Annotated in this window: 33 protein-coding genes, 2 tRNA genes and 1 pseudogene; 12 read left to right on the forward strand and 24 right to left on the reverse strand. The window is 58.4% G+C overall.

Annotated elements, in window-relative coordinates:
* Nucleotides 1-142: 142 nt before the first annotated feature.
* The gene (locus L0U82_RS13985) at nucleotides 143-625 is read right to left on the reverse strand and encodes a hypothetical protein (RefSeq protein ID WP_233831746.1); all 483 of its coding nucleotides are present in this window, start codon (nucleotides 623-625) and stop codon (nucleotides 143-145) included.
* A 206-nt stretch (nucleotides 626-831) separates the two neighbouring features.
* On the opposite strand from L0U82_RS13985, the gene L0U82_RS13990 reads away from it, so the two are divergent.
* Complete coding sequence (locus tag L0U82_RS13990; protein WP_233831748.1) at nucleotides 832-1188, forward strand: helix-turn-helix domain-containing protein; 357 nt, start codon at nucleotides 832-834, stop codon at nucleotides 1186-1188.
* Here the strand turns inward: L0U82_RS13990 and L0U82_RS13995 are convergent.
* Complete coding sequence (locus L0U82_RS13995; protein WP_233831749.1) at nucleotides 1182-1418, reverse strand: hypothetical protein; 237 nt, start codon at nucleotides 1416-1418, stop codon at nucleotides 1182-1184. The two genes, L0U82_RS13990 and L0U82_RS13995, sit on opposite strands and share 7 nt — an antisense overlap.
* 78 nt (nucleotides 1419-1496) lie before the next feature.
* Here L0U82_RS13995 and L0U82_RS14000 point away from each other — a divergent pair, with 78 nt between their 5' ends.
* The 4 genes from L0U82_RS14000 (at nucleotide 1497) to L0U82_RS14015 (ending at nucleotide 4697) form a co-directional block, all read left to right on the forward strand.
* Entirely contained in the window at nucleotides 1497-2144 is a 648-nt protein-coding gene (locus tag L0U82_RS14000; protein ID WP_233831750.1) for a hypothetical protein, read from the forward strand.
* A 186-nt stretch (nucleotides 2145-2330) separates the two neighbouring features.
* Nucleotides 2331-3182 (forward strand): hypothetical protein, encoded by an 852-nt coding sequence (locus tag L0U82_RS14005; RefSeq protein WP_233831751.1) that lies wholly within the window; start codon nucleotides 2331-2333, stop codon nucleotides 3180-3182.
* 37 nt (nucleotides 3183-3219) lie between these two features.
* Entirely contained in the window at nucleotides 3220-3738 is a 519-nt protein-coding gene (locus L0U82_RS14010) for a hypothetical protein (RefSeq protein ID WP_233831752.1), read from the forward strand.
* Nucleotides 3739-3785: 47 nt separating this feature from the next.
* Nucleotides 3786-4697, forward strand: coding sequence for a hypothetical protein (locus L0U82_RS14015; RefSeq protein ID WP_233831753.1), 912 nt, complete (start codon nucleotides 3786-3788; stop codon nucleotides 4695-4697).
* Between the two features lie 194 nt (nucleotides 4698-4891).
* On the opposite strand, the gene L0U82_RS14020 is transcribed toward L0U82_RS14015, so the two are convergent.
* Genes L0U82_RS14020 through L0U82_RS14030 form a run of 3 tightly spaced genes read right to left on the reverse strand, consistent with a single transcriptional unit; the run spans nucleotide 4892 to nucleotide 8672 of the window.
* Complete coding sequence (locus L0U82_RS14020; RefSeq protein WP_233831754.1) at nucleotides 4892-5188, reverse strand: DCL family protein; 297 nt, start codon at nucleotides 5186-5188, stop codon at nucleotides 4892-4894.
* 26 nt (nucleotides 5189-5214) lie between these two features.
* Nucleotides 5215-7815: a DEAD/DEAH box helicase gene (locus L0U82_RS14025; RefSeq protein ID WP_233831755.1), complete on the reverse strand. Its 2601-nt coding sequence runs from the start codon at nucleotides 7813-7815 to the stop codon at nucleotides 5215-5217.
* Nucleotides 7812-8672 carry a HamA C-terminal domain-containing protein gene (locus L0U82_RS14030; RefSeq protein WP_233831757.1) on the reverse strand — a complete coding sequence of 287 codons (861 nt, stop codon included), beginning with the start codon at nucleotides 8670-8672 and terminating at the stop codon, nucleotides 7812-7814. Before L0U82_RS14030 ends, L0U82_RS14025 begins: the two co-directional genes overlap by 4 nt.
* A 79-nt stretch (nucleotides 8673-8751) precedes the next feature.
* On the opposite strand from L0U82_RS14030, the gene L0U82_RS14035 reads away from it, so the two are divergent.
* The 3 genes from L0U82_RS14035 (at nucleotide 8752) to trmB (ending at nucleotide 10364) form a co-directional block, all read left to right on the forward strand.
* Nucleotides 8752-9066, forward strand: coding sequence for a hypothetical protein (locus L0U82_RS14035; RefSeq protein WP_233831758.1), 315 nt, complete (start codon nucleotides 8752-8754; stop codon nucleotides 9064-9066).
* 199 nt (nucleotides 9067-9265) lie between these two features.
* Nucleotides 9266-9339: transfer RNA gene (locus L0U82_RS14040), tRNA-Gly, on the forward strand.
* 248 nt (nucleotides 9340-9587) lie between these two features.
* Nucleotides 9588-10364 (forward strand): tRNA (guanosine(46)-N7)-methyltransferase TrmB, encoded by a 777-nt coding sequence (gene trmB / locus L0U82_RS14045; RefSeq protein WP_233831759.1) that lies wholly within the window; start codon nucleotides 9588-9590, stop codon nucleotides 10362-10364.
* Between the two features lie 88 nt (nucleotides 10365-10452).
* Here the strand turns inward: trmB and L0U82_RS14050 are convergent, their stop codons facing one another.
* The 3 genes from L0U82_RS14050 to L0U82_RS14060 form a co-directional block, all read right to left on the reverse strand.
* Complete coding sequence (locus L0U82_RS14050) at nucleotides 10453-11289, reverse strand: undecaprenyl-diphosphate phosphatase (protein WP_233831760.1); 837 nt, start codon at nucleotides 11287-11289, stop codon at nucleotides 10453-10455.
* An 85-nt stretch (nucleotides 11290-11374) separates the two neighbouring features.
* Nucleotides 11375-11968, reverse strand: a complete 594-nt coding sequence (locus L0U82_RS14055) for a DUF1439 domain-containing protein (protein ID WP_233831761.1) — start codon at nucleotides 11966-11968, stop codon at nucleotides 11375-11377.
* A gap of 109 nt (nucleotides 11969-12077) precedes the next feature.
* Complete coding sequence (locus L0U82_RS14060) at nucleotides 12078-12350, reverse strand: YkgJ family cysteine cluster protein (RefSeq protein ID WP_233831762.1); 273 nt, start codon at nucleotides 12348-12350, stop codon at nucleotides 12078-12080.
* Nucleotides 12351-12413: 63 nt separating this feature from the next.
* Here L0U82_RS14060 and L0U82_RS14065 point away from each other — a divergent pair, with 63 nt between their 5' ends.
* Nucleotides 12414-13070, forward strand: coding sequence for a TolB family protein (locus tag L0U82_RS14065; RefSeq protein WP_233831763.1), 657 nt, complete (start codon nucleotides 12414-12416; stop codon nucleotides 13068-13070).
* Between the two features lie 110 nt (nucleotides 13071-13180).
* Here L0U82_RS14065 and L0U82_RS39860 read toward each other — a convergent pair.
* A pseudogene (locus L0U82_RS39860) lies at nucleotides 13181-13284 on the reverse strand (YkgJ family cysteine cluster protein); the annotation flags it as partial.
* A 45-nt stretch (nucleotides 13285-13329) separates the two neighbouring features.
* Between L0U82_RS39860 and L0U82_RS14070 the strand changes: the two are divergent.
* The 3 genes from L0U82_RS14070 to L0U82_RS39710 all read left to right on the forward strand — a co-directional run bounded on the left by L0U82_RS14070 (nucleotide 13330) and on the right by L0U82_RS39710 (nucleotide 15578).
* A tRNA-Leu gene (locus L0U82_RS14070) sits at nucleotides 13330-13414 on the forward strand.
* Between the two features lie 174 nt (nucleotides 13415-13588).
* Entirely contained in the window at nucleotides 13589-14794 is a 1206-nt protein-coding gene (locus L0U82_RS14075) for a tyrosine-type recombinase/integrase (RefSeq protein WP_233831765.1), read from the forward strand.
* A 652-nt stretch (nucleotides 14795-15446) separates the two neighbouring features.
* Nucleotides 15447-15578, forward strand: a complete 132-nt coding sequence (locus L0U82_RS39710; protein WP_267929416.1) for a hypothetical protein — start codon at nucleotides 15447-15449, stop codon at nucleotides 15576-15578.
* On the opposite strand, the gene L0U82_RS14080 is transcribed toward L0U82_RS39710, so the two are convergent.
* The 15 genes from L0U82_RS14080 to L0U82_RS14145 all read right to left on the reverse strand — a co-directional run bounded on the left by L0U82_RS14080 (nucleotide 15579) and on the right by L0U82_RS14145 (nucleotide 25252).
* A complete protein-coding gene (locus L0U82_RS14080) occupies nucleotides 15579-16721 on the reverse strand; it encodes a hypothetical protein (RefSeq protein WP_233831767.1) in 1143 nt (380 codons plus the stop codon). It abuts the gene before it with no gap.
* 70 nt (nucleotides 16722-16791) lie between these two features.
* Nucleotides 16792-17328: a hypothetical protein gene (locus tag L0U82_RS14085; RefSeq protein ID WP_233831769.1), complete on the reverse strand. Its 537-nt coding sequence runs from the start codon at nucleotides 17326-17328 to the stop codon at nucleotides 16792-16794.
* 3 nt (nucleotides 17329-17331) lie between these two features.
* Nucleotides 17332-19500, reverse strand: coding sequence for a gp53-like domain-containing protein (locus L0U82_RS14090; protein WP_233831771.1), 2169 nt, complete (start codon nucleotides 19498-19500; stop codon nucleotides 17332-17334).
* On the reverse strand, nucleotides 19490-19624 hold the full coding sequence (locus L0U82_RS39715; RefSeq protein WP_267929417.1) for a hypothetical protein: 135 nt from the start codon (nucleotides 19622-19624) through the stop codon (nucleotides 19490-19492). The genes L0U82_RS14090 and L0U82_RS39715 overlap by 11 nt, the downstream gene beginning before the upstream one ends.
* A gap of 210 nt (nucleotides 19625-19834) precedes the next feature.
* The gene (locus L0U82_RS14095; protein WP_233831772.1) at nucleotides 19835-20008 is read right to left on the reverse strand and encodes a hypothetical protein; all 174 of its coding nucleotides are present in this window, start codon (nucleotides 20006-20008) and stop codon (nucleotides 19835-19837) included.
* A complete protein-coding gene (locus tag L0U82_RS14100; RefSeq protein ID WP_233831773.1) occupies nucleotides 20005-20892 on the reverse strand; it encodes a hypothetical protein in 888 nt (295 codons plus the stop codon). The genes L0U82_RS14095 and L0U82_RS14100 overlap by 4 nt, the downstream gene beginning before the upstream one ends.
* The gene (locus tag L0U82_RS14105; RefSeq protein WP_233831774.1) at nucleotides 20892-21113 is read right to left on the reverse strand and encodes a hypothetical protein; all 222 of its coding nucleotides are present in this window, start codon (nucleotides 21111-21113) and stop codon (nucleotides 20892-20894) included. Before L0U82_RS14105 ends, L0U82_RS14100 begins: the two co-directional genes overlap by 1 nt.
* 62 nt (nucleotides 21114-21175) lie before the next feature.
* Nucleotides 21176-21634 (reverse strand): hypothetical protein, encoded by a 459-nt coding sequence (locus tag L0U82_RS14110; protein ID WP_233831775.1) that lies wholly within the window; start codon nucleotides 21632-21634, stop codon nucleotides 21176-21178.
* On the reverse strand, nucleotides 21631-22248 hold the full coding sequence (locus L0U82_RS14115; RefSeq protein WP_233831776.1) for a recombinase family protein: 618 nt from the start codon (nucleotides 22246-22248) through the stop codon (nucleotides 21631-21633). The genes L0U82_RS14110 and L0U82_RS14115 overlap by 4 nt, the downstream gene beginning before the upstream one ends.
* Before the next feature lie 125 nt (nucleotides 22249-22373).
* The gene (locus L0U82_RS14120) at nucleotides 22374-22805 is read right to left on the reverse strand and encodes a hypothetical protein (protein WP_233831777.1); all 432 of its coding nucleotides are present in this window, start codon (nucleotides 22803-22805) and stop codon (nucleotides 22374-22376) included.
* Entirely contained in the window at nucleotides 22802-24160 is a 1359-nt protein-coding gene (locus L0U82_RS14125) for an AAA family ATPase (protein WP_233831779.1), read from the reverse strand. The genes L0U82_RS14120 and L0U82_RS14125 overlap by 4 nt, the downstream gene beginning before the upstream one ends.
* Nucleotides 24157-24336: a hypothetical protein gene (locus tag L0U82_RS14130; RefSeq protein ID WP_233831780.1), complete on the reverse strand. Its 180-nt coding sequence runs from the start codon at nucleotides 24334-24336 to the stop codon at nucleotides 24157-24159. Before L0U82_RS14130 ends, L0U82_RS14125 begins: the two co-directional genes overlap by 4 nt.
* The gene (locus tag L0U82_RS14135) at nucleotides 24333-24851 is read right to left on the reverse strand and encodes a hypothetical protein (protein WP_233831781.1); all 519 of its coding nucleotides are present in this window, start codon (nucleotides 24849-24851) and stop codon (nucleotides 24333-24335) included. Before L0U82_RS14135 ends, L0U82_RS14130 begins: the two co-directional genes overlap by 4 nt.
* Nucleotides 24844-25083, reverse strand: coding sequence for a hypothetical protein (locus tag L0U82_RS14140; RefSeq protein ID WP_233831782.1), 240 nt, complete (start codon nucleotides 25081-25083; stop codon nucleotides 24844-24846). The genes L0U82_RS14135 and L0U82_RS14140 overlap by 8 nt, the downstream gene beginning before the upstream one ends.
* Entirely contained in the window at nucleotides 25076-25252 is a 177-nt protein-coding gene (locus L0U82_RS14145; RefSeq protein ID WP_233831783.1) for a hypothetical protein, read from the reverse strand. The genes L0U82_RS14140 and L0U82_RS14145 overlap by 8 nt, the downstream gene beginning before the upstream one ends.
* Nucleotides 25253-25527 lie beyond the last annotated feature (275 nt).

Here is a 25527-nt window from a genome sequence, read left to right on the forward strand (position 1 = left end):
CCTACCAGAAAATCAAGCGTCTGATCAACTGGAGTCTTTGCCACAGCTACACAAGAGATCGCCATCGCCAGAATTCCCAAGCCGAGCCTGCAAGAAGCCTTTCTCTTTTTATTCACCCTACCCCCGAAGAACTGGATTTCGCTTATGGTCTTGAGGAGCCAATCTCGGCTTCCATTTTCTGAATACGTGCCTCGACTTTTGGATCACTATCCGGTGTGATTTTGTAAGTTTCAGGCCAACTTGTCGTTAAGCTGCATAACTGCACGCTTCTTTGTGGCCGATAATTTTTCGAACTTTCGGCATTCTGGATATACCAGGCATCCTCCGCACAGCTATGCTCTACAACATCGGCACTCGAAAATTCTCTACTTTTCGCCAGAATACCGATCACCTGATGTATTTCGAATGGAATCTCGCGCCGGATTTCACGAGCCCTCTGCGTATTTCCGTTCGACTCAATCCGATTCGCCATTGCGGCGAGGCACTGCTTTTTTAATTCCAGATACTGCTTGCAGCTTGGGCCTAACTCGTCGGCCCAACACGAGCTCGCGTTCAGCATGGTTACAACAATGCCTGCGGCGATGACTCGCCATGCCCGTGAGAGACTGATTTCCAGCTTGATCATCTGATTTTCCCCGTTCGCTCTTACCTCATCTCCCAGCAGCCGCCTGTGCTAAGGCGACAGCAGTGGCGGGCATCGCCGGCCCGCATTTTCCCTACTGTCAGCGGAAATCTTGACACAGATAGACGTAAAACGTCAAATTTGACTATTAACGCCCTGTTTGGATTGGCCGGCGCTAGAGACCATGCGGCACAACTATGGTCTGAGCGATGCCTAAGAAAGCGAAAATCACTGCCCCCCTATCGGCAGTTGTCGGGAGCAATATCAAGGCAAGACGTGCCGAGCTGGGTTTGACCCAAAATGCATTGGCCCAAGCCTTGGGAGTTGAAATTGAAACCATCTCGCGCTACGAGCGAGGAGCCGTAGCACCGTCATTTCCGCAGTTGGAAAAACTATGCACGGCGCTCAGTGTCAAGGCGTGGCAGTTGTTTTCGGATGGATCAGTCGTGCCCAATGCAAACGGACAGACCCTTGACGATTTGCTTGCCGACCTCTCTGGTCGTGACCGCGAATTCGTACTAGATTTTGTTCGCGGTTATGTTGCCCATCACGGTCGAAGTCAATAAATGCCGTCACGGCAAAGGTCGGTATACTTGACCCATGCTGACTCGATCAACGATGACGACGCCTTACCAGACTCACATCCCGGCACATCCTCAAGAAACATCAGCAGCCTGTCGGCAAATTGCGCCCGAGAGAGGTTGCTCCCGAAAATTTCGCGAGCCGCAGCGGCGAGATCGCGAATCTGGTCAATGGTCAGCGACGGGAAATCTTTCTGGAAATTGATGTCTTTCATGCGAAGACTATCCGGGCGACGCCCCGCTTTGGGCAACAGGATGTTGCCCGTCATACCTGCTAGCAGTGAGAACGCATCGTGGGTCTTGATCCGACCATCTTGTCAGGCTTCGACATATCCGATCACGAGGTCCAGTCGTTCACAGAATCGAACGCTGGACTCGCTGGAATCGACACCTCGCGATTGAGCAAATTCTTGCTCGTACAATTAGCCAGCGCACGGAAGCATCGGACCATAAACACGTTTGCTATCACCGATGTAATCCAACAACTTGAAGGTCGTGGCCCGAATCGCGGCAGCACGGCGAAGCCACGCCCATTCAAAGGCGATTCGCTGCGCGGACTATGGAAGGTTCATTTCTTCGATCCGCGATTTCTTATGAGGAACATCTATAACGAGTGGGGTCTGTTTAGCCCGAAGAGCGACAAGTTCGACAAGTTGTGTGCACGCGTCGCGGCTGAGGAAGACGAAAATCCATCCGGCGTTGGCTGGCAAGGAAGGCTGGCTCACGAGTTCGTGGTCGAAGGCTACAAGCGGCGCGCCGCCAAGCAAAGACTGACGGGAGAATGGTTAATCTTCGGAGTGCAGGAGCAAAGGAACGTCTATCTTGCCCTGTGTACTCATTCGGACAGCCCAGAGCAAGATAGCGATATCTATAACGCCCTTCTTGGTCTATGTGGAAAGGAATTCCCTGAAGTCTTTGCGACGATTGCAGGCGGTGAATAAACGCTCTACTTCTGCCGTGCGTTACGTGTTTCTTTTGTTGCCGCGCGAAGGCTTTGCGCACTGTCGGGCCCCATCAACACGCCGACAACGGGCGATTGGCGCCCGCTTTATCGCCGCCCATGCAAAAGTCCGAGAACATGTGCTGTAGAATTGTCCGTGCCCTAAAGCGCAACGCGTGGAGGCCAGATGAATTCGGATGACAGCCATACTAGCCCGATCGTTCCAACGGATTCGGCCGTCGCTCAGATTAGAACTCAGCTCGAAAAACTTAACCCGAGCACTAAACGCCGCATCCTTGAAAAGTTTGCTTTGGCGGCGCTCGGGAGCATCCCATGGGTCGGAGGATTCATCAGCGCGCTCGCGAGCATGAAGACCGAAGAGGCCGGTCTGCATGCGTCGTCGCTCCAGACGCAATGGCTCGAAGAACATCAAGCCAAGATGGAAACCCTGAGTGCGACCATGCAAGATATCGGTCGGCGATTCGAGGCAATTGGCGATGAGATCGATGAGCGACTCGCGAGCAACGAATACCTGGACATCGTGCGGAAAGCCTTTCGCGCCTGGGACAAGGCTGACACCGAAGAAAAACGCCGCTACGTCGCAAACCTCGTGACGAACGCTGCTGGGACGCGTCTGTGTTCGGATGATGTTGTTCGTCTTTTCATCGACTGGTTAGACAGCTATCACGAGTCCCACCTCGCGGTAATCCGCGAGATCTATAGCAATCCCGGCTCGACGCGGTTTGATATCTGGACCGCGATTTACGGCAGCCTCGTTCGCGAGGACTCGGCGGAAGCGGACCTATACAAGTTATTGATTAGAGACCTGAGTACCGGCGGCGTCATCCGTCAAGCACGTGATACAAATGCCGATGGTCAGTTCCTGCGCAAGCAGACAGCACGGAGGCCGCCCGGGCCTGCCAACGCCACAGTCGAATCAGCGTTCGACGGCAGTAAGCAATACGTCCTGACCGAGCTCGGCAAACAGTTCGTGCACTACTCGATGAACGAGGTGGTACAACGCGTGTCGGGTGATTGAAATTTGCGAGTGTAACCCTAGCACCATCGATCCAGTCATGCCCCAACCAACAAATAAATCAGACTACTTCGAATTCTCGCGAACTCAGGGTCTTCCCGCTCGCTGTCCAATTTTCGATCGGTGCGAACGGCGCGCGCATACGCTGGCAATCGCTAACAATTGGCCGTTCGGAGATTCGATTAGCCTCGCTGACCTTCGACAACCAGTAGTTCATGTTGTCGGCGAAGGCCCAAGCAGCGCAGGCGGCCGGAACAACTTCTTCGCGCAAGGCCTTTGCCCTGAGGTCCAGTTGTTTGAGCCATCGCGGGCGATCCCGGGTCTGTCCAATACTCCAGCCATCGCAGGAGAGTACGACAAGTACTGGGAACAGCCATATAAAGTACTGGAAACAGGCCATTTTTCCCAATGCTTGGAATACGTCATGCACACATCAGGGGATGCGATCGACCTTGATCCTGGTGAAGATCAAACATGGTGGAAACGCAACTTCCAGTGGCTAGTTGATGTCGTGCTCAAAATCACAGGACTGGCTCTTCAAGCGCTGCAACGGCGGTAGCTCTGCCCGCGTTGACGACGCTTAGACTCACGACCGAGGACTTCCATATGCTGGGCATCGAATCCGATTCGCACTTGATTTACGAAGGATCATATTCGCTGTGGGGACACGCGATATGGCCGTCACCGTTCATTTCCATTGCGTCGTACATCGGGCCACACATCGACTGGAACGATTCGCCGCACAGCGACACGTTGACATCGGCGACCATGCTCTTTCGCGAAGATTCGTTTGATCCAGTCGCACGAATTCGCCGAGGTCGCTTATACAAACGCTGGGCCGACGTGCAACCCGCAACTTGGCACGTGCAGCGACATCCCGCGTATGCTTCAGCACCAGCCGCTACGGACGCTCGCGGATTTCTTGTTAAACAGCTTTACTCGTTCCAACCCTGGTCGGCACCCGAACTTCTACTAGCCAAGCGCCGAGAAGCAGTTCTGATCCTCGGCTCAGGGTCGCGCGTTGCCGCCTATACTGTACTGGACATAGAGCGTCTGGCTACGGGAGAGGACCTTATTACCGCGCGCACAAGAGCCAGTCTCGGAGTCCTACCCGACATTGAACCGATTCACGCCAAGGACCAACACGTCGCGCTCGCAATGGAGCAGTACGAGAAGGCTGCGAGCTCCGCTTTTCGCGATAGCGCGGAGAGCGTGATCGACCGCTGCCGCGAAGCTGCAACTGCCGCTATCACTGCACACTTAGCCAACACGAAATCAGGTAACAGTTCGCTCGGGAAAGACCTCGCAGTCCTCGCCGATGCCGTTGACCCACCACATAAACCGCGCGAAGAGCGGCGACTTGTATTGGGCAATGCCGCGAGGATCATCGCACGCTTGCATTCACAAGGAAAAGCAGCGGAACGAGTGCAACGGGGCAACAACGCTCCCTCAGAAAGCGATGCGGAATGCGCGCTGGCGTTGCTTGGGAAAATCTATCGTGAGATAGGTTGGGCGTGAAGATAGTTGTTGGCTCAGCACTTCGTGCCAAAAGTCGCGGGCATTCGACAAATCGACTTACATGGCGACCACAATCTTCGTCCACGCACGACGAGGTGTTTGACTACCTCGAAGCGACCCGTTTTGGCTGTTTGGCCTTTCGATCCGAATGACCAGCAAAGTGTGCCGGCCGTACACCGGCAACGCAATTTCGCCTAGCTGCCGTAGATAGAACCGGTGATGGAGAACTTTTCAGTCGTTCCGTCAGGACGATTCACCCAGAAGCATTTGGTACCGAAGTCCGCAGTTCGAACGCTGAAGTCGGTGACACCACAACCAATTTTTGCAGCGGCCTTTGGATGATGCTCCAACGCGGCTTTTAGGATCACTGCGTCGTCGGCGTTGACTCGATCGCCCACGTCGTACCGGTTGAGTATCGCCTTCAAATATGTAACGGCGTCCCCCTTCTTGCCGAACTGTAAGGGGCCGAGGGTGATGGGCTTCGCAGGCATGTGTAAGCTCCACTTCAGTAATGACATTACGTGGCTACGTCGCCAGGCAGCCTGATACGCTCGCGCACCTCGCGAATAATAATGGCGGGAATATCCATTGATTGAAATTGGCCCACGCGCTCGGCGATCCACCCTACGCACTCCTCTCTGTCGAGGTCGTCGCGAGCAATCTTCTCGTACAAAGCGACTGCGCTCATGCGAGACAGGCCAAGTTCCATGAGCGAGAGAAGTGTCGTCGACGAAACGCCGAATTCAAGTTGGGTGCCGATATCCAAACCATCGTCAATCAGGTCTTCGCGGCCAATCTCGCGAAGATGTAGGTGCAGTACATCCATATAGGCCGAAAGGTACTTCGGTGCTTTGAAACGAGCAATCTGCTCCACTAGTTCCATCGTGCCGCGGATGAGCTCCGGGAGCTTAAAAGACCTACCAGCGTCTCGGTGCCAATCGATGCTATCGCGGATGATCCTTGCCAGCGAGTATCCCTTTAGCCATTTGACGACGATCAACGCGTATAGCCTGACTCGGCTCTCGGGGGCGAAGGCGAGGAACAAATGCTTGTTGATCCTCCCCATGATCGTAATGAACCGGTCGTAGCTATCGTTACTTGCCACCTCGGCCGGGAGCAGATTCTCGACATCGCCAGCATACGAACGGAAAGCGTCAAGAAGGCGCTGAAGGCCAATCGCACTTACCCCTGGGTGTCGAGCAGCCAGGTCAACGTCGATTTCGATTTGCGCTACTAGGGCGGCGAGCGCCTGATCGAGCTTTACGATCAGCGCCGCCTCGTGGCGCTTCGCGAGGCTGGCCGCTGATATAGAACCGAGACGCATAAAGGTGGTGAGGAGATAGGCACCGACCTGCTCGAATTGATCTGTGTCCTCGATGCTGGAAAGGTCCGATAACCCGCGTTCGTAGATATAGTCCACCATTCCGTCACCAAGCTCGAGAACTGCGTCGCTTTCACGCTTAATGGGATAGCGGGCGCGGCTAGGAACGCCACTGGGCCAAGCCCGCGCGTCCTCCGGGTCAATACAGATAATGTTACCTTGGAACTCGTCGCCCCATCGGCCTGCACGGCCGGCCAAGTTCCAGAAATCGTGCGGCTCCATCGGGTGGCCCTTCCCTTTGCGCGGCCCACGAACCACGATTGTTCGGCACGACAGATTCACGCCTTCGATCAGCGTTGAAGTGCATACCAGGAAGCGAATCTTCCCTGACCGGAACAGCCGTTCTATCTCTAGCCTGAGTAGCGATGGCATGTTGCCGTAGTGGAACGCCACCCCTCGCTCTACTAACGGCGCAAGTCGAAAGTCCTGGTGCACGCCCTTTCGAGCAAGCTCGGCAAGCTGTAAGAGTTCTGAATCGATGGACCCAAGCTTGGGCAATAGCTGACTGACCAGATCAGCAACCTCCTCCGCCTCTCCAGCACCGTTTGTGTAAACGAGCGTTCCGCCTCTCTCGCCAACAGCTGCGGCGATGAACGCGAGGCGCTTCTTGAGTCCATCCGGCGTGCTGGCGAGTTGAAGAATCCCTAACGGAAATATCGAACCCTGCTGTCGAAGAGTGAGCTTCCAGAGCTTCGCTCTTCTCGGCACCTGGGTCGCGGTTATGAGATTTTGGAGAACCGTGGTGGCGTCGCTATCGACAGCGACGGTCTGCACCCCATCGGGCGCGTCCGTGAGTAACTCTTCTGGGTTCTGAGTCGCCGGACTGATGAACACAACCTTCAGCTTTGGGTTAGCGCGGGTGGTCCGCTCTATTGCATCCTGCAAGATCACGCCGCGCTGGTTGTCACCGATCTTATGCGCCTCGTCCACAATGAGCAGATCGATCGAGAACACAGCACCGAGCACATTGGCGAGGAGATGCAACCGCTCCTGAGTGAATACTAGAATCACTCGTGCGCCGCCAGCGCGAGCAGCTTTGTACTTATCGGGAAGCGGAAGGGACGACACTTCAATCAGCTCGGCATTACCTAGGAGCCCCTTAAGATTAGTCTCTATCTCGGAGACCAGCGCGCGAGTCGGGGCGAGGTAGACTGCCACCTGCGTCTCGCCCGCGATCATTTGGTCGATCAACCACTGAAGTACGAGAAACGTTTTGCCAGAGGCGGTAGGTGCGGATGCCGAGAGCCAACGCTCCCCAGCCGCATTGGTCCAGAAGCGTTGCTGAAAATCGTTCACCTGTAGCCAGGCCCCGCTCGATTGCACCAAGATGGAGCGGTCCATTTCGCGACGCTGAGCTTCGAGGCGCAACGCGACGCCTAGCCGCCCGTCGAGGTCTGCTGCCAGCAAGCCTCGATCGATGGCTAACTCTATGGCCCGAAAGTTGGAAAGCTTACCTAAGAGTACAGCACCCGCGTCTTTTAACGCTTGATCGCCCGTCAACGAAATTGCGGCGGTTGCGATTCGGAGCGCGGCTTCTTGATCTTCCCGTTGATTGGATCGCGCCAGAATGCTGCCGGCGAGCAACAGTCTGGGCCAGTCAATCGCCGCAGCGGGCGGCGCGGAACGCTCAGGGCCAAGATTGTCGAGTTCGTTGCGGACTGTAAGTCGTGTGATCGCATCGAGATCGTCCCGAACGCCTTCGCGGAGAAGCCACGATTGGAGATCGGCGAGGCTCATTGCTCCGTAATCCCCATTGCCTTGAGGAATGCTGCACGGAAACCTTCTGCCGACGGCAGAGGTACGCAGAACATCTCAATTTCCATCTGATCGAGCTTCTCCAATTTGAGCCGCTCTCCGATACTCTTGCACCACCCAGTAAGTGCCGTGCGGGACGCCTTGGCGATCTCCTCTGCGACTGCCTTCGCATCGTCTTTCGGATAGAACGGTGCGTCGAAACCTACAAGGGCCGCGCCGCAGTATTGGACCCGTTTAGACATGACAGACGACTTATCGAAATATTTTTTGAGCGCATCGGTGATTGCCGGATTGCTAAGGTCGGCTTTGTCACTCAGAAGCATCAGGTCGCGCTCCCGCTCTGCCTCCTCGTGTTCGGGTTCAATCAGAAAGGGGGCGAGGGAATTGAGACAGGCGCGAATCGCAGCACTCGCATCGCCGTAGATTTTTGATTCCCCCCAGTAGAGCTTTAATGTGCCTTTCGGTGTCACGCCTGCATACACCCCATCCGCGCCGTGATAGTGCATACGTGTGTCCGTCTTGAGATCCATCTTGCAAAGAATCTGTGGCAGCTTGAGGAAGCGCTCCGCCAGCAGAAACAGCAACATCTCGCCGCCCTCACCGGTGTTCCCCAAATCGGTAAACGAGCGCTTGGCGCGCTCCACGAGTTCGGCGACTGCCTCGGTGCTGTTGAACCTTTTATCGCGCGCCTTCGCATCGGCGAGCTTCGAGCGCGGAATCGCATAGTCAACGACGGCATTCCGCATAAACTCCGCGAGCCGATGTGGTTGCACACGGCCATTTCCGTCTACCGAAAGACAGTGACAGTGAATCTTGACTAAATGTCCGTCGATGATCACGTCTCGCTCTACGAGCGTAAGGTGAACCTCAAGCGCTTCTGGGTCCCCGGTTAGAGCAGACTCAAGATCGGTAGCGGTAATGGTCGACAAACTGGACGCAAACTCTTTCGTGGTTTACTTTTTCCGGCTGGTCTGCCGCTGTGATAATGCGGACCCAGCTGCACTTTTTGACGCGACGCCTGTCCGGCCATCGCGGAGCACCTTCGACGCGCTCGATGCTGCGCCTGACGAAGTAACTCTTTTGGGCGCGGCGACCTGCGATAGTGCGCTCCCGGCGGCAGCCTTTGAATTTTTGCCGGTCGAACCGCTCGCCAGAACCTGCGACGCATTGTGGGCCGCTTTTGGCCCCGTAACCTTACTCTTCATGGTTTATCCCGGTTGGATCACCTATTGAGCGAAAGCTGCACGGCAAGTATTGCACAATCGTCTAACCAAAACCTGAAATTTCGACCGATTACTCCGGGGTGCGTTGCGCAGTAACAAACGCATATAGTGAAGCCAGCAAGAATTTCCGAAGTGGATACACTTTTCACCCCACTTCACACGAACCGGGCTCCCCAAATCGCTCAAACCCCTGTAAAATCATGGGTTCTGCGGGCGTCGTATAATGGTAATACCCTAGCTTCCCAAGCTAGAGCCGTGGGTTCGATTCCCATCGCCCGCTCCACTTTCCGGCTGAGCGTTCAGCGGAATCCAGCAAGAGCCGCCTCCCTGAAGGCGGCTTTTTTGTAGTAGCAACGGCCTGACAAAGCGCGCGAATAACACGCTGTACACGCGGCGCGCGGTCCAAAGGTCACGCGACATACCGTACGTCATTACGCGGCTCCGGACCGCGAGACATACATCGCGTCAACGGCAAACCGTACCCGGGTACGCAAGCCGGCCGCGAAGCCCTCACCCTTAGCAGCATCGACGATGATCCACGATCCCAACGACTCCGGCCTGCCGGACGAACTCCCGACTCACTCCGACTCCGACAGCGCCGACGACACGCACGGCGCCGCCGATGACACGCTGCACCACCGCCGCATTCGCAGCTTCGTCACGCGCGCGGGACGCGTGTCGACCGGCCAGCGCCGCGCGCTCGACGAACTCGGACCGCGTTTCGTGCTGCCGTTCGCGCCGCACCAGCCGGACTGGAGCGCGGTGTTTGGTCGCGAGGCGCCGCGCGTGCTGGAGATCGGTTTCGGCATGGGCGCGACTACCGCGGAAATCGCCGCACAGCGTCCCGGGGATGATTTCCTCGGCGTCGAAGTTCACGAGCCCGGCGTCGGTGCGCTGCTGAAGCTGATCAGCGAACAGTCGCTGACGAATATCCGCATCATCCAGCACGACGCCGTCGAAGTACTCGAACAGATGATCGCGCCGGACGGCCTCGACGGCGTGCATATCTTCTTTCCGGACCCGTGGCACAAGGCACGCCATCACAAGCGCCGGCTGATACAGCCGAAGTTCGTTGCACAGCTCGTCGCGCGTCTGAAGCCCGGCGCGTATCTGCATTGCGCGACCGACTGGCAGAACTACGCGGAGCAGATGCTCGAAGTACTCAGCGCCGATCCGCTGCTCGAAAATACCGCGGACAACTACGCGCCTCGCCCCGACTATCGTCCGGTGACGAAGTTCGAGCGTCGCGGGCTGCGGCTCGGCCATGGTGTGTGGGATCTGGTATTTCGCAAGCGCGGCGGCGCCTGACGCGAACGCGCCGAACCAACGAAAAAGGTCTGCAATTGCAGACCTTTTTTCATTGTTCATCGTGCGAAGAACCAACCAGTGGTGAATCTTAATCCGCCCAACTCAACCCGCCGCTATACCCGATCAATAGAATCAGCAAACCGAAACCGATCCGGTACCACGCGAACACGGTGAAGTCATGCGATGCGACGTAGCGCAACAACCAGCGCACGCAGATAAACGCGCTGACGAACGCCGCCACGAAACCGAGCGCGAAGCTGCCGAGCGCATCGACAGTAAGCAGATGCCAGTCCTTGTACAACTCGTAGGCGGTCGCGCCGAAGATGATCGGAATCGCGAGAAAGAATGAAAACTCCGTGGCGACGCGGCGCTCGAGTCCGAACAGCATGCCGCCGATAATCGTCGCGCCCGAGCGCGAGGTGCCCGGAATCAGCGCGAAGCACTGGGCAAGGCCGACCTTCAGCGCATCAAGCGCGGTCAGATCGTCGACGCTGCGCACCCGCATCGCCGCGTCGCCGCGCGCGCGCTGGCGCGCCTCGGCCCACAGGATCACGACGCCGCCCACCACCAGCGCGAACGCGACCGGCACCGGCGAAAACAGCGCCGCCTTGATCGACTTCTCGAACAGCAGGCCGAGCACGATCGCCGGAATCGTCGCGATGATCACGTTCAGCGTGAAGCGGCGCGCGTCGGGACGGCTCGGCAAACCCATCACCACGTCGCCGATGCGGCGGCGAAACTCCCAGCACACCGCGAAAATCGCGCCGAGCTGAATCACGACGTCGAAGGTTTTCGCATGCTCGTCGGAGAAATCCAGCAGGCTGCCGACGACGATCAGATGCCCGGTGCTCGACACCGGCAGGAACTCCGTCAAGCCCTCGACGACGCCAAGAATCAACGCTTTGCAAGCCAGTAGCCAGTCCATCCGTGCCTCTTATCGCGGTAGGTTGTTGCAACGAGGGCCCGCGCGGGAACGATCCGGATATGCGCGGCCCTGCCGGCCGCGCGCGTCATTTTTCGACGATCTGCACGCGTATGCCGTTTGTAAGGATGGTGATTGTACCGGGTTCGTAATTCACGCCGGCAAATTGCAGCTGCTCAGGTTTGAACGTGTGAATCGGATAGTTGGTCAGCAACTGCGTGGCGAGCAGCGCCGCCGCGGCATTGATCTGTTGCGTATAGGCCTGCGCCTGACCGCTGACGCTGACGTTGTCGACACTCGGCGACTTGAGGATCACCGAGCGGCTCGCTTCGTCGTACGCGAGTGCGCTCGACAGCGTGAACACGCCATCGACCGGCTGCTGCAAAAACGGGCTCGCGAAGCGCACATCGAGCTTCACCGACACGCGATTCGCGTCGGGCAGCAGGTCCACCACCGGGTTGGCCAGCGCGACATCGAACACCTGCGATACCGTGCGCTGATACGGGAATTTGCGCTGCACCGCTTCCTGCACCTGCTGCTTCGAAAACGTGTAGTGCGACGGAATGAACGGAAACGTCGAACTCGCGCAGGCCGCGAGCGACACGGTGATGCCGAGCGCGCTGCAACTGGCGAGCGCGATACGTAGAAAGCGGCGCCGGGCGGGCGCTGCGAATCGAGTCATGCGAAATCTCCTGTGGATGCCGTTGTGGGCATCTTTGCGTACGTTTGCCTGATATGGCTTGTTGCTTGCGCAGCCGCGTTGATCACAGCGCGCTATGCGCAACAGACGGTTAGCGACGAGATAGTGATTGCGGCTGCGTTTGCGCTTCGAGTTGCGTGAGCCACGCAAGCGCCTCGCCGCGGTTCGCGCCGCACATGTCGAGTTGCGGTTGCAGACCCGAGCAACACGCCGGGCGCTCCGGCCGGCCGAAGATTGCGCAACGCAGATCGTCGCCGAGTTGCACGCAGCGCACGCCCGCCGGCTTGCCGAGCGGCATGCCGGGAATCGGGCTCGAAATGGATGGCGCAATACAGCAAGCGCCGCAATTAGCTCGGCAATGCATAATTGGCGTTCAGGGTTCCACAAGAAGGTCGACGCAGTTTCACTGAGAACATGGAGAGTGCCGGTGAAAAATATCGTGAAGCTGTTGGCGGCATCTCTGTCGCTGACGGCGATTTTGGCTATCGAAGCGCATGCCACGACCGTCCGCTCCGATGAAGGGAACATTACCACGGTCGATGATGCTGGCGTCACAAGGCAACTTACCAAAAGCGGTTTGGACTTTGCGCCCGTTGTTTCCCCTGACAATCAGCGTATCGCCTTTGTTCGTCAAACACCGCACCGAAAGGTTGACACCGCGCTCGGTTCGGAAAGCGCCAACGAAATTTGGGTGATGAGTATCGATGGCACAGCGCAACGTCTACTCGTCGAGGCGCACAGCGATAAAGACCCGAAGCAGGCTCTCGCCGCACTGCATTCGCCCACTTTTTCGCCCGACGGACAGATTGTCTACTTTTTGAGCTCAGCCTGGGTCACTTCCGGTGCCGTGCACGCTGTCAACCTGGCGAACGCCAAGGAGCGGTTCGTCACAGCGGGGAACAGCCTGGAGGTCGTTCCTACAGGCCAGTATGCAGGCAACCTTATCGTCAACCAACATCGGTATTGGCTTGCGGGCGGGTCGTACGACTGGTTCTGGCTCGTTTCACCCACTGGCCAGGATAGAGGACCAATTGGCCCGGAGGACAGCAACGTTGAGAATTTCAAGTCTCTGTTTGCCAGGTAGCTTTTGCGCGGCTGGCATGACCTGACTTCTCGCCTACCAGGAATCAGGTGGCTACTACTCCGCTGGCTGTGTGAGTCGAGTGTTCGCCGCGAGTGAAATTACATGACATACGGCTTGCCATCCGGCATGCCGGGAATCGACTCGAAATCGACGGCGCGATACAGCAAGCGCCGCATCTGGGTGATGAGTGAAAGCGAGCAGCTTGCCCGCCGATCGATTTTCAGCCATAATCTGCGCCTTCTGCAATTTACGCAGATCTGCCCAGGTGGTGAAATTGGTAGACGCAGGGGACTCAAAATCCCCCGCCGCAAGGCGTGCCGGTTCGATTCCGGCCCTGGGCACCAAAGCTGGATTTCTACGGAACACCAAGGAACATCAAAACCCGCTACGGCAACCGCTCTAGCGGGTTTTTTCTTTCCTGAGTGTTCCAGATTGACCCATAGACAGCCGGGGGTATGAGGGGGTATTTTTCGGGGTATGTAGTCTCGCTCAGGCTGCTTCAACGCTCAGATACCCCCATGCCGCTCACCGATGCCGCCATCAGGAACACGAAGCCAACGGACAAGGCCCAGAAGCTATTCGACGGCGGCGGCCTGTTCCTGCTCGTAACACCGGCCGGCCGCCGTTACTGGCGACTCAAGTACCGGATAGCCGGAAAGGAGAAGCTACTTGCGCTCGGCGTCTATCCAGACGTGTCACTAGCGGCAGCGCGCAAGAAGCGTGACGAGGCGCGCGAGAAGCTGGCGGCCGGCGTCGATCCAGGCGAAGCAAAGAAGGCCGACAAACGTGCCGTGCGAATCGCCGCGGCCAACTCGTTTGAAGCGGTTGCTTTGGCATGGATGGACGAGCGCCGTCCGTACGTCGAACAGGCGCAGTACGACAAGACGCTGGCTCGCTTTCAGAACGACGCCTTTCCGTGGCTCGGCAAACGTCCCATCTCGGAGATCGAGGCGCCGGAGATCCTCGACGTGCTAAAGCGCGTGGACGGCCGCGGCGCGCGCTTCACTGCTCATCGGCTGCGCGGCGAAATCAGCCGTGTGTTCCGCTACGGTATCAAGGAAGGCTTCTGCAAGTCCGATCCGGCGCGCGATCTCGTCGGCGCCATTCCGCCAGCTCAGACCGAACACTTCGCCTCGATCACCGAGCCGGCCAAGGTCGGCGAGATGCTGCGCGCCTTCGACGGCTTTGCCGGCACATTTCCGGTGCTGTGCGCGCTCAAGTTGGCCCCTATGCTGTTCGTCCGGCCAGGTGAGTTGCGGCAAGCGGAGTGGTCAGAATTCGATCTGGACAAGGGTGAGTGGCGTTATCACGTCAGCAAGACAAAGACAGAGCATCTGGTGCCGCTCGCCGCCCAAGCCGTGGCGATCCTGCGCGAGTTGCACGCGCTCACCGGCGCCGGCCGCTACGTGTTCCCGGGCGCGCGCGATCGCAACCGCCCGATGAGCGAAGCGACGATCAATGCCGCGCTGCGCCGCCTCGGCTACGACACCCGCACGGAGATTACCGGTCACGGCTTCAGGGCGATGGCGCGTACCATCCTGCACGAGGAACTCGAGCACAAACCGGAAGTGATCGAGCACCAGCTCGCGCACGCCGTTCCCGATAACCTCGGATCGGCTTACAACCGGACGAAGTTCATCCGCGCGCGGCGAAGCATGATGCAGGAATGGGCCGACTATCTGGGCCGCCTGAAAGACGGGTCGGAGGTTGATGCCACCGATTGATTTAGTTTGACGGTGAGTCTCCGCATTTTCTCCGAGACGCCCGTCCAGCAACGATTGCAAGTGCTACCGCTGCCCCAATCCGTCCAGGCTACGTCAAACAAAACCTTCAATGCTCCATCAAGGTAAATCCCCGGATCGTGGGTATTGCCGAGGCCAGAAACCCACCAAAACCGTGGTAACCAACGTGGTAACCATGCGACTGGTAACCGATGCGAGACAGGCTGTTTCCGTGGCAACCTGGCTGGCAACCATGCTGCGGCGCTGTTGTTGATTCCGCAACAATCTACGTTCGCGGATTTTCCGGTTCGGATTTATTCGTTCGGAAAAGGGTGCCCGGATTCAGGGCATACCTGCGGCCAACAATGGTTTCCAGCCGATCGGCGCGTTTCGAAACTGCGGAGTTAAAATATCTCCGTGCGGCCACCGGAGGTTCAAACTAGCCCGCCCTGGCAGCGGGAGGTACCTTATTTAAACGGTCGGCCGTACCCGATTGCGTTTGAGACGCTGGTCCGCGAAACCAGATTTGAAATCTGATTCGGCAAAGTCGGACTTGAAGTTTCACTTTCCGCGCCGTGCATATGGCGACGCCGGCTATCGCTGGTAACCCATCTGTTATATTTCGCCTATCAAGGCTGACTATCACCAAACGACCATGGGCATCAATTGGAGTGCGTTTTACGACATGGCGGGGCTGCCGATGCTGGTTATTTTAGGCATCGGCGTCGTCACTGCGATTGTGTACACGACGGCCGAACGCCTCATCAACGGTCGCCGCAAAAGATAGTCATCGCGGAACTGTTACCGTCCAATCCGGCGGAACAGTCAATTCATAACCGGTCGGCGTATCGACGATCGTCCATGTCTTCCATGCGCCGGCCTCAAAGCGCGTTGCACTTGCCAGCAGAACTATTCCAGCGAACAGGCCAGCTGCACAGCAGATCGCGCGGCTACGCGCAGTCGTGGCAGCCAATATCGAAGCCCATCCGAACATCAGAAGGGGAATGTACAGATAGCGGCTTCCGGCTCCGTACCAGACGAACGCGTGAGCATACCCATTCACCCGGTAAGCGCCTAGGCCCCAGATCGCGATGCCAACGGCGCAAATGAAACCGCCAATCAGTGCTGAATCACTACCAGCAATGGTAACCATCAGCCAGGCGGCCATCGCCCAGCCGAGCCACAACGGGGCTTGACCAGGCAGCAGATCGACAAACAACTCCTTCGGCGCGCGGTGCAGCCAATCCACCTTTCCGGGCGGCGGTGTATAGGCCGGATGGGTGTGCATGATCCAGGCTTGACCGAGGACGGCGAGCGCATAACAGGCGAGCCATGCAATCTGCTTTCGACTCAGTAGTTTGCGCTTCCAGAATGCTGCGATCGCGACCGCTGGCGAGACCAATACTCCGAAAGGTCCAGTCAAACCAAGCATTGCGGTCACAAGTGCGCGCGGCCAGATCCACGATGTCGGTGGATCAAACAGACATTCCCACAGCAGCGCCAGTAGGACCGGGAACATCATCCATTGCAGGTTGGTGATCGACAACAGCACTTCGCCCTGTTGCGGAGAAAGGACTAACGCAAGTCCCAGGAGCATCGCGACGAGCGGCGCTCGGACAGCCGCCGCGATATAGGCGCATGCCGCAGCCGTCACCAACAGGCTGGCTATCACGAACACATACGGCGCATAGCCGATCGGCGTGAGCGTGAACTGACCGTAGGCGATCAGCCGCGGCAACAGATGCAGGTAGCCTGCATAGTCGAACAGGATGGAATGCCGTCCTAGTTGATGCGCCTGTGCGATGAATACGCTCGCGTCTTCTGCCCAAAGGAATCCATGGGCTAGCCGATCAGGCGCACGGAACCAGATGATGAGGATGGCGAGCAGAAAAACGGTCGCGGCCCGGACGCGAGGGTTAGTTATATTCATGGCGGCGAAGATAACAAACCCATAGGGCGCCGTCCATGAAATTCCAATGAGGTCGGCCAGCCTCTTTGCTCTACGCGATGGTTACTGAAGTCGGCGGCAATACGCTTGATTGCCCAGCAATGACCGCGCGGCAACCGTACACATAATCACGCACGGTTTGCGCGAAATCGGTGAAATTCGCTTCATTGAAGCTGTGCAATGCGCCGTTAGCATCGGGATAGCTGAACGTTGATGCTCCACCCGGAAAGCCTTTCCCGGCATTCAGGCTGGTCTCGATCGCAATGACGTCCGCCTGACTCAGCGAGTCGACCGCATAGGTGCCGTTGAGTGCTGGCGTTCCGGTGCTGGAAACCGCGAGGCCCGCATTCAGTGCAGCATAGGCCAAGTGAATCAGCGCGGCAGAGGCAAGCTGTTCCGCCGTTGGCGGCGTCGGCGCGACGAGTTCTCCATCGGCTATTGTCCAGCCCGGATTTGCAAGGCATATCTGCCACTGATCATTCGTGATCTCGATGGCCGTCACGCCTTCGGGGACGGGACTGTCGATGTCGTCGTAGAAGGCAACAATAGGACCAGGGTCGGTCTTGTAGGCTGCTAGTTTCTGGCTCATGTTTTAATGCCCGATTGCAAAGAAATAAACTCCACCAGCATTGATCGGCGCGCCATTGTTTTGCGCTACGGCGACAAGTTGAGACGTCGTCGAATTGCTGGATATGCTTGCCGACGCTGAAATTACCGGTGTGCCGGATAGAATGTAATTTGCCAACGCCATATAGAGGCCGTTCGGGAATGTAATCGGTAGCGTGAGTGTAGCGATGCCGCTCGAATTTGCGCTTGTCGTTCCCCACTGAATAATCAATCCGCTTGGAAGCTTCTGATAACCATTGGCATTTAGCGTCGATCCAAACTGCCCGAGGTTCACTGCCTGATTCACACTGGCTGCTGCGGCGGTCGCGAGCGCCAGCGGTGAAGTCGTATTGGTCACTTGCCCCAACTGCATCGCGTGATTGCTTGCGGTTGCTGCGGCAACAGGAAGCGGCAGTACCGCGGCATTCGACAAACTATCGGCGCGCCATACACCGGTCGTGGCCCGCGTGAATTTGGCGAAATGACCGGGTTGCACCGTGTACGTACTTGCGGCGGCGCTACCAACTAAGATAGTGTCAGTTCCGTTCGCAGCAATCGTTATGACACTCACTTGCGACGTGTTGACAACCCATATCGAATTGCCCGCCGCGAAATTCGCTGCGGCGTCGAGATTGTATGTGCCAAGCGCGCTAATAAGCTGAAGAAATCCCAAATTTGACGAAGTGAACGTGGCGCCGTTAGCGGGTGTTTGCACCCCTGCATAGCTGCCCTGTGCGACCTGTACCTGCGCAAGCTGTGCTGCCTGACCGGGCGCTGTAGCAGCCGCCAGTGTGACCGGCGTATTCGCTGCAATGCCCGTACCCTCCGGGCGCCACGTGGTGGAGCTGATCTTTACGAACCGCAGCGATTGGCCGGGGCCGACCACAACCGAAGCGACGTTAAAACCTGCAGACGAAATGATGTCCGAGCCACTAGGCAAAATTGTTGCAACGCCGGTTGAGCTGGCATATACAACATTGATCGCTTGCCCGGTTTGAAATGTCGAAATAGCATCAAGCGTATAGGTGTTGCCTGCGCTTAGATTTACAAACTGCCCTAGGTCGCTCACCCCCATAGGCGTAGCCGGTGTTTGTGTCAACGCGCCTGCATAACTACCTTGCGCCGCCTGCATCTGAGCGAGCGGTACCGCATGCGTTGCCCCCGTGGCTGCGGCGATGACCAAAGGAATGACAGCATTGACGCTAACGCCGACCGGACGCCATGCCGCACCACTAACCTTAAGGAACTGAACGAGTTGACCCGGTTGAACCAGGAACGTCGTAACGTTAGTCGCACTACCCAGATTAAATTCATCCGAACCAGTGACATTTATCGTCGCTACCTGTGCCGACGAACTGTTAATACAAGCAAGCCCGTTGCCAGTAGCGAACGTAGAAAGCGCGGCCAACGTATAGGTATTGCCTCCGCCTACCTGAATCAGTTCGCCAAGCATCGTCACGTCGAGCGTCGCGCCATTCGCGGGCGTGACAACGCTGCTGAATCCGCTTTGACCGTCCTGCATCTGTCCCAGCGGCACAGCGTGATTCGATGCAGTGGCTACACCGACCTGCTGTGCACCACCTACGCACTCGTACAGAACCCAGCAAAGATTTCCGCCATTGAGCAGAGAACCGACAAAGGAGACGAGCGTTGCAACGCCGTTCGCCGGCAACTCGCCGCCTTGGAGAGGCTGACCACCCAGGCCATAGATCGGCTTGGACGCAAGTCCGTCAGGCGCATAGGTCGACGCACCGGTGTTTGCGTGCGTGATGCGAACCATCTGCACGAGGCCCGTGGTAGTCGGAAGAGCTGCGAGCGGGACCGGGTTGGCGGCCGCATATGCGTTTGCGGCTCCGGTATCGATCAGGACGGCGAGTTGTCCTGCGGCGCTGGCAACGGCTTTCGTGAAGTTGGCGAGAAGTGTCGCCGTCGTGCCGTCGTCGATCGCCGCCTGCCCCGTCTCCGCGACGATGAACTGCGCGAGGACGGCCGCCATGATGCTGCTCTGACGCAAGGTCTTGTTGACTGCTGCTGACTGCGCAACACCGGACTGATATCCCGTCGAGACAGCGGACAGCGCGGCGTATGCGGCTTGCGAAAGAACATTCGCACCCGCGCCGGCGGCAAAAGGCAGGAAGTCGTTTTCAGTCGCCATGTTCATCTCCTTCGGCCGGAGCGTCGTCGACTTCGCGACGGAACTGACCTTCGTCTATACCGGCTCCGGGCACGTCGAGAGAAAACGGCGACGGCTCTTTTTGTTCGGGTTCCGTGTGCTGCATTTAGCACTCCTATAAATAATCATGAAAGTTGCTTTTTCTCGATTCGGAAGGGGGCGTCAGTTTGTTCGCCCCCTTCCTTACCGGCCGGCCACGTCTGGGCGAGTTTCAATTTCCACAGACCGCCGGCAGTCGGGGTTTTCTGGAGCCGCGGCACTCACCGACCAATCCGCGCCGTACAGGCGTCCGGTAATCACTCCAGCATGGAATCGGTCAACGCCTGAGCTTTGCCCAGAACGCCTCGTGGAGTGCGTTGATATCCTCGGCCGGCTTGATCGGCCTCACTTCTGTGAGGTGATCGAATGTCGTCCGCGCGGGATCCCGCTTGTGTGATCCCATAAATGCGCCCTTGTCGATCGTCCGGCATCGCACGAGTTGTTTCGTCATGAGGTCACCTTCGGCGGTTGGTCGGCAAGGCTGGCTTCCGCTTCGCGCGTCAGAGCTTTGCGGTAGTTGGCGATGCACCCATGCAGCAAGGGACGCCCCGGGAACTCGGGCGGTTGCAGGGCCTTGAGGGTTCGTTGATCGGGCGGAAAGCCGGAGTACCGCGCACTTTCGAGAAGCTGCCGAAGAGGAACGGTCTGAACCCAAAGCGCCTCAAGTTTCTCTACTGCCTGCATCAGCTCGGCGCGAATGACGACGTCAGCAGCCTTCTGGACGTTTGACGCCGCAGTATCGAGGTGCTGTTTTGCGCCAGCGAGTTCGCTGTCGAGCAGGGCGCACGCTTCGAGTGCAGCGTCCCGACGGGCCTCGGCGTCAAGCAGCGCGGCGCGGCCGGTCTTCAGGTTCGGCTCCAGCGGAGCAGCTTCGCCAGCCTTGATGCGATCAGCTAGCGTCGCGCCCGCCGCGGCGATCTCTGTCTCATCGGCTGCCTGCAAACGCGCTACCTCGCCGTCACACTTCACGCGATGCTTTTTGGCACGCGCAGCGGCTTCCTTGGCCGATCCATACGCCGCCTGGGCTTCGTCGTGATGCGCGATGCACTTGCGCAAATAGTCGCGCTCAACGCCTCGCTCGATGTTCGGCAGGTTCAGCGCATGGTTGATCGGGATCGTTGGATGCAGGTCGAAGTTTGCAGGGGTGATGGACAGCTCCCCTGATTCGGTCGGTTCCCATGGCACGACACGCAACTGGCAACCAAATTCGACGTCGATATCCAGCCACGAACTGACCAACGCATCCGCGCCCGTCCGTGTTAGCCCTTTCGACACAGACAAGCCGTCCGTGTCGACTACCTGCCAGCCATTCGAGATTCCACCAGGGGCGGCCATTAGGCGATTCCCAGTTGGTCTGCGGGTACCGTCTGGAATGTGAACAGTGCGGCCGGATGTTGGTGTTTCAGGTACTGCAGGATGTGCCACACCTCGTTATGCGGCAGGAAATTAACGACCACGCGGCCATCGGGGGCGATGATCTGGTGCAACTCGGCTCTGCACGGATCGACGCGCAGGCCCGGCAGAAAGTGGTCTGAGGGGATATTCGGATTGGCCATCTGGTGAAACTCCATTCGTCTTCAGCACGATTGGAGTCTCGCAAAGGCCAATCACATGGCCGCTAACCTGTGATTTTTAGTCGTTTTCGTTCTTTGGTACAGGCATTGGCGAAGGAGCGGTAGTCCGTGTTCTGACCGGGCTTCGGGCCTTCTATGTATTTGCCAGCGCGGTTTTCGAGGAATCTCCATCCCCGCGGTGGGTTCTCTTTGAGAACGTCCCACAGTGCCTCTGTCGACAGCCCTGGAACGCGCGCCAACATACGGCGGATTGCCTTGCGGATCGGGCCCACCGCTTCAGCCGAGCGACCACCAGCGAACCTCTCATGGAAGTCGCGTAGATACGCTTCGATCAATGCTTGCGTGAAATCCAGCGGTGTGCCGCCGTTAAGTCGGGCATCGACCGTGCTGCGGCTTACGGCCTGCACCGCTCGACTCACGATTGCGGGATTTCGTGACGCCTTCAGAAAGATGTCTGAACGTTTCTTCCAGAAGGCACGGTAGGACGTGCTGTCGTGCTTCATGCGGCGTCGATCGAAATGTGTCCGGCGCGCACCTTTTCTCGGAGCCGCAGGATTGTCGTGCGGCTCGTTTGGTAATCTCGGGCAATCTGGCTGACCGATACACCTGCGGTTAGCTTTTGGTGCGCCTCGGCCTGCTGTTCTGACGTAAGGGCAGATGGCCGACCAAAGGCCTTGCCCTCGCCGCGCGCTCGAGCGATACCTGCCTGCGTCCGCTCGATGAGCAGGTCGCGCTCAAGCTCGGCGACCGCGCAAAGCACGCCCATCGTCATCTTGCCGGCCGCCGATGTCAGATCGACACCCCCGAGCGCGAGGCAGTGGACGCGCACTCCAATCTCCGTCAGGTACTCGACCGTCGCCCGCACATCCATCGCATTGCGCCCGAGTCGATCCAGTTTCGTCACTACCAGCACGTCGCCAGCCTCGAGGCGATCCAGCAGCTTCGCGAAACCCGGTCGCTCACGGGCCGCAACGCTGCCGCTAATGTGCTCCCTAACGACGCGCTGCTTACGCTTGTCCTGATCGATCGCGAATCCGGCCGCCTCGATCTCACATATCTGATTCTCCGGCTCCTGATCGACGGTGGAGACGCGGGCATAGATGAACGTGCGCGGCATTGTTTGGCCCTCATCGGAATGTGTACGAAAGTAGTGTACGTATTGTAGTGGGTGAACGAAATCAGTCAACCCTTAGTTTCGTTCATGCCTGAAGACGCTGAACGAAACAGAACGATTCCGTACACCTATGGAGTTGGCCCCCTCGACCGTTCGCGGAAGTACGCCAGATTCGGCAGCAGATCGGCTAGCGGGCCGCGCATCGCCCGGGACAGAACATCGTTCCGGTGGTCTGCCGGCCAGCCCTCGCTGTCGGCCAGATCCTCAATCAGTTCGGCCAGCTCGGCGCGCATCCGGCGCACGTCGTCAGGCGAGAGGTACGGCCCCCACGGCAGATATAGGCCGCCGTCCGGAGCGAGCAACGCCCCCGAGCAATCGGCGGGCGCTGCTTCGTGCTCGACGGTGCGCAGGTACGCGATGACTTCCGGCTTGTGGGCGGCAAGCACCGGCTTGATAGTTGCAATGGCATCGGCCGGGCCGCGCATTTTGATGCCGTCACCGTTCAGGAGTAGCCGGACGCCCATGGCTTTCGCCTTGCTGACAATTTCGACGGCGCTCATACATCGTCCTCCGTCTCGCCCGGGGGAATTTCGCGAAGTCCGTCACTCTCCCCTGAGTGGCGGTCTTCGGAAGATTGGCGGTCTTCGGGCTTAGTAGACTCCCCTGAAACCCCCGTATCTACCGAAGACCGCCACGCAACACGAAGACCGCCAACGCCAGGAGAGTGACGGACTTCGGTTTCTTCGTGGCGGTCTTGGCGGACTTCGGCCGACAGTTGCCAAACCCATCCTTCCTTCATTCCGCCTTTTTGAGCCTCAGCGCCGATATCTCGCTTGGCTCGCTCGATAGTTCGCCACGCGTAACCTGCACCGCCGGCATCGGCCTTGATCGCCTTGACCGGAACCGGACCACCCGCAAGCAGGTCGCGCAGGAAATCTGCCGCCTCGTCCCTCTCTGACCTCTCCGAATCCTCTTCTTCGATACGCTCGACATCGCCCAGAATGTCACGAGCGGAACCATGGATAAGCTCGCCCCACACGACCCGGCTGGCCGAAATCCCGGTTACTGCCTCAGTCTGCTCCAGCGTGTAACTGATGCCGCCGTCGTCCGGCGCGATATTCGACTTTGCGCGGGCCAGAATCCGCCGCTCAGCGGCTTCGTCCTTGGCGGCCACCAGCACCATGCGCGCGAGTGCCACGAACGCCTGTGAGCCGATCACGCGCTCAGCCGGCGAACTTCCCCGCGTACCCTTGGCGAAGTGCGAGATTCCCAGTACGGCGCATCCGTGGCGACCGGCCATATCAACGAGCGATTGAAGATCCCGCCGGACATCGTTGACGCGGTGCGCATCACCTGACACGGCTGAAACGATCGGGTCGACGATCAGCAGGCGGGCGCCCCCCATGCGTTCGATGCGCTCGCCCAAAAGGGGGATATCACGCGCCGGATCGAACGGCACAATCTCGCCCTCGCTGGTCGTAACGTTGCAGACGAAATGAACCCGGTTCAGGTCAGCGCCGGCAGCAATCAGGCGTGGGACCAACGTGTCGGCGGGGTTGTCCTCGCTACTCCACATCAGGACGTTCGCCGCGGAGCCTCCCGGTAGACCGTCCGGCCAGTTGGAGCCTTGCGTCACGACGGCAGCAAGCGCAAGCGCAAGTGTCGTCTTGCCGGTCCCCGGAGAGCCGGCCAGAATCGTCAGCTTGGCCGCAGGTAGCCAGCCTGGCCAAAGCCAGCGAATCGCCTCCGGGACCACATTGGACGCCTGTAGCAGCACGACGGTGGGCCGCGTCGGCGCCGTGGTCTCGGCGGCGCTCCCTTTGCTCTCGCGCCGAAAGAACGCCTTCCTCGCGGCAGCGACAGCGTTTTCCTGGCTCAGTCCATCGACATCGAGGTCGGCAAGATAGTCGTTCACAGATTCCCCTCCGACGCTTGCTGCTTGAGCCATATCTTTGCCGCCGTTACGACGTTTTCCGTTACCCACTGTTTGTGCTTTTCCCACGCAGGTTCACCCATTTGTTTTCTGCAGCGTTGCAATTCTTTCTCGATCATCTCGTTCGCGCGCGCCTTAACTGTCTTAACCGCGCTCATGGTTCAACTCCTACATAGGACTCCTGATCGGCGTCTGTACGCGAATACCTAGCTTCGGAAAGAGCCTCCTGTGTCGATCCGGACAGTTCGCGCGCGCTGCCAACCTGCTCGGCTAACAACCATGCGGGGACGATCTCGGCCCGCTTGAGGCCCGCGGCTTTGCGCTTGGCGGCGTCCATGAGCATCGGCGGTCCATAGATGATTCCGTGCGAGCCGACGACATAAAACAGATCACCGATGGGCAAACGTCGCGGCAGCCGGGCACGGTCAATCTGCGTGACTTCGTAGGGCTTGAGAATGTGGTCGGGCGCGAAGCTTTGGCTCGTCTTGACGTAGCAGCCCGGATTGTCGATATCAGGGATCACGAAGAACTCGTCGCGGAGTTCGAGTTCCCACCAGTCAGGGCCATTGATACCTGCAGGGCCTACGACGCGCGCCGAACGACCATGGCTCTCAGGATTGTGCGGGCAATCGAATTCGACGAGGTCGCCGACCTTGCAGTGAAGGTCAGTCATGGTCAACCTCCCTCAACATAGTTACAGCTTTACACATCCATTCGGACTTTATGCCCGAGAGATCAGCGGCGACGAGAAGGAGTGCTTGCGCCTTGCAAGCGGCGTCGTTGTCCACGTCATCCAGCAGGTCTGACGCACAGTGCAGCAGAGTGCTCACGTTCAGCAGCACATGCGACGAATCAGTGAGATTTGACAAAGCAAATTGGATCGGGTCGCGAAGGTGATTAGCCATGATTCGCCTCCATCCGAACAAGCATGGCAACGGCGATCAGCGCGGCGCCGGTGATGTCGAGTGCCTGCATGTAGGTCGGCGCGAGTGCGGCTTTGCGCAATGCGTCACGAATGATCCGATCGATAAGGGATTGTGTTTGCTCGGGACGAGCGGGGATATGGCGCAGCATGGTGCGGACTCCATCGTGATTGAGGAAGGCCCGCTTCCCGTCGCCAAACGGGGTGGGCGGGCACTGAACAGGGTTGGCGAACCGGCACGATGGCACCGGCAGACCCGGAGGTCTCCCCGCCCAGGCCCACCCATTGAAAAGGCGCGCAAAGGCGTACGGACGTAAAAAAACCGCACTGCGGCGGTCGTCCGCCATCATGATCGGGTCGCCAAACCCGGTAGCTGTTGTCTCAGCCACAACCAAAGTATACGACATTCCGGAAGGTTTACAAGTGC

It is taken from the genome of Paraburkholderia sp. ZP32-5 (assembly GCF_021390495.1).
Taxonomy (GTDB): Bacteria; Pseudomonadota; Gammaproteobacteria; order Burkholderiales; family Burkholderiaceae; genus Paraburkholderia.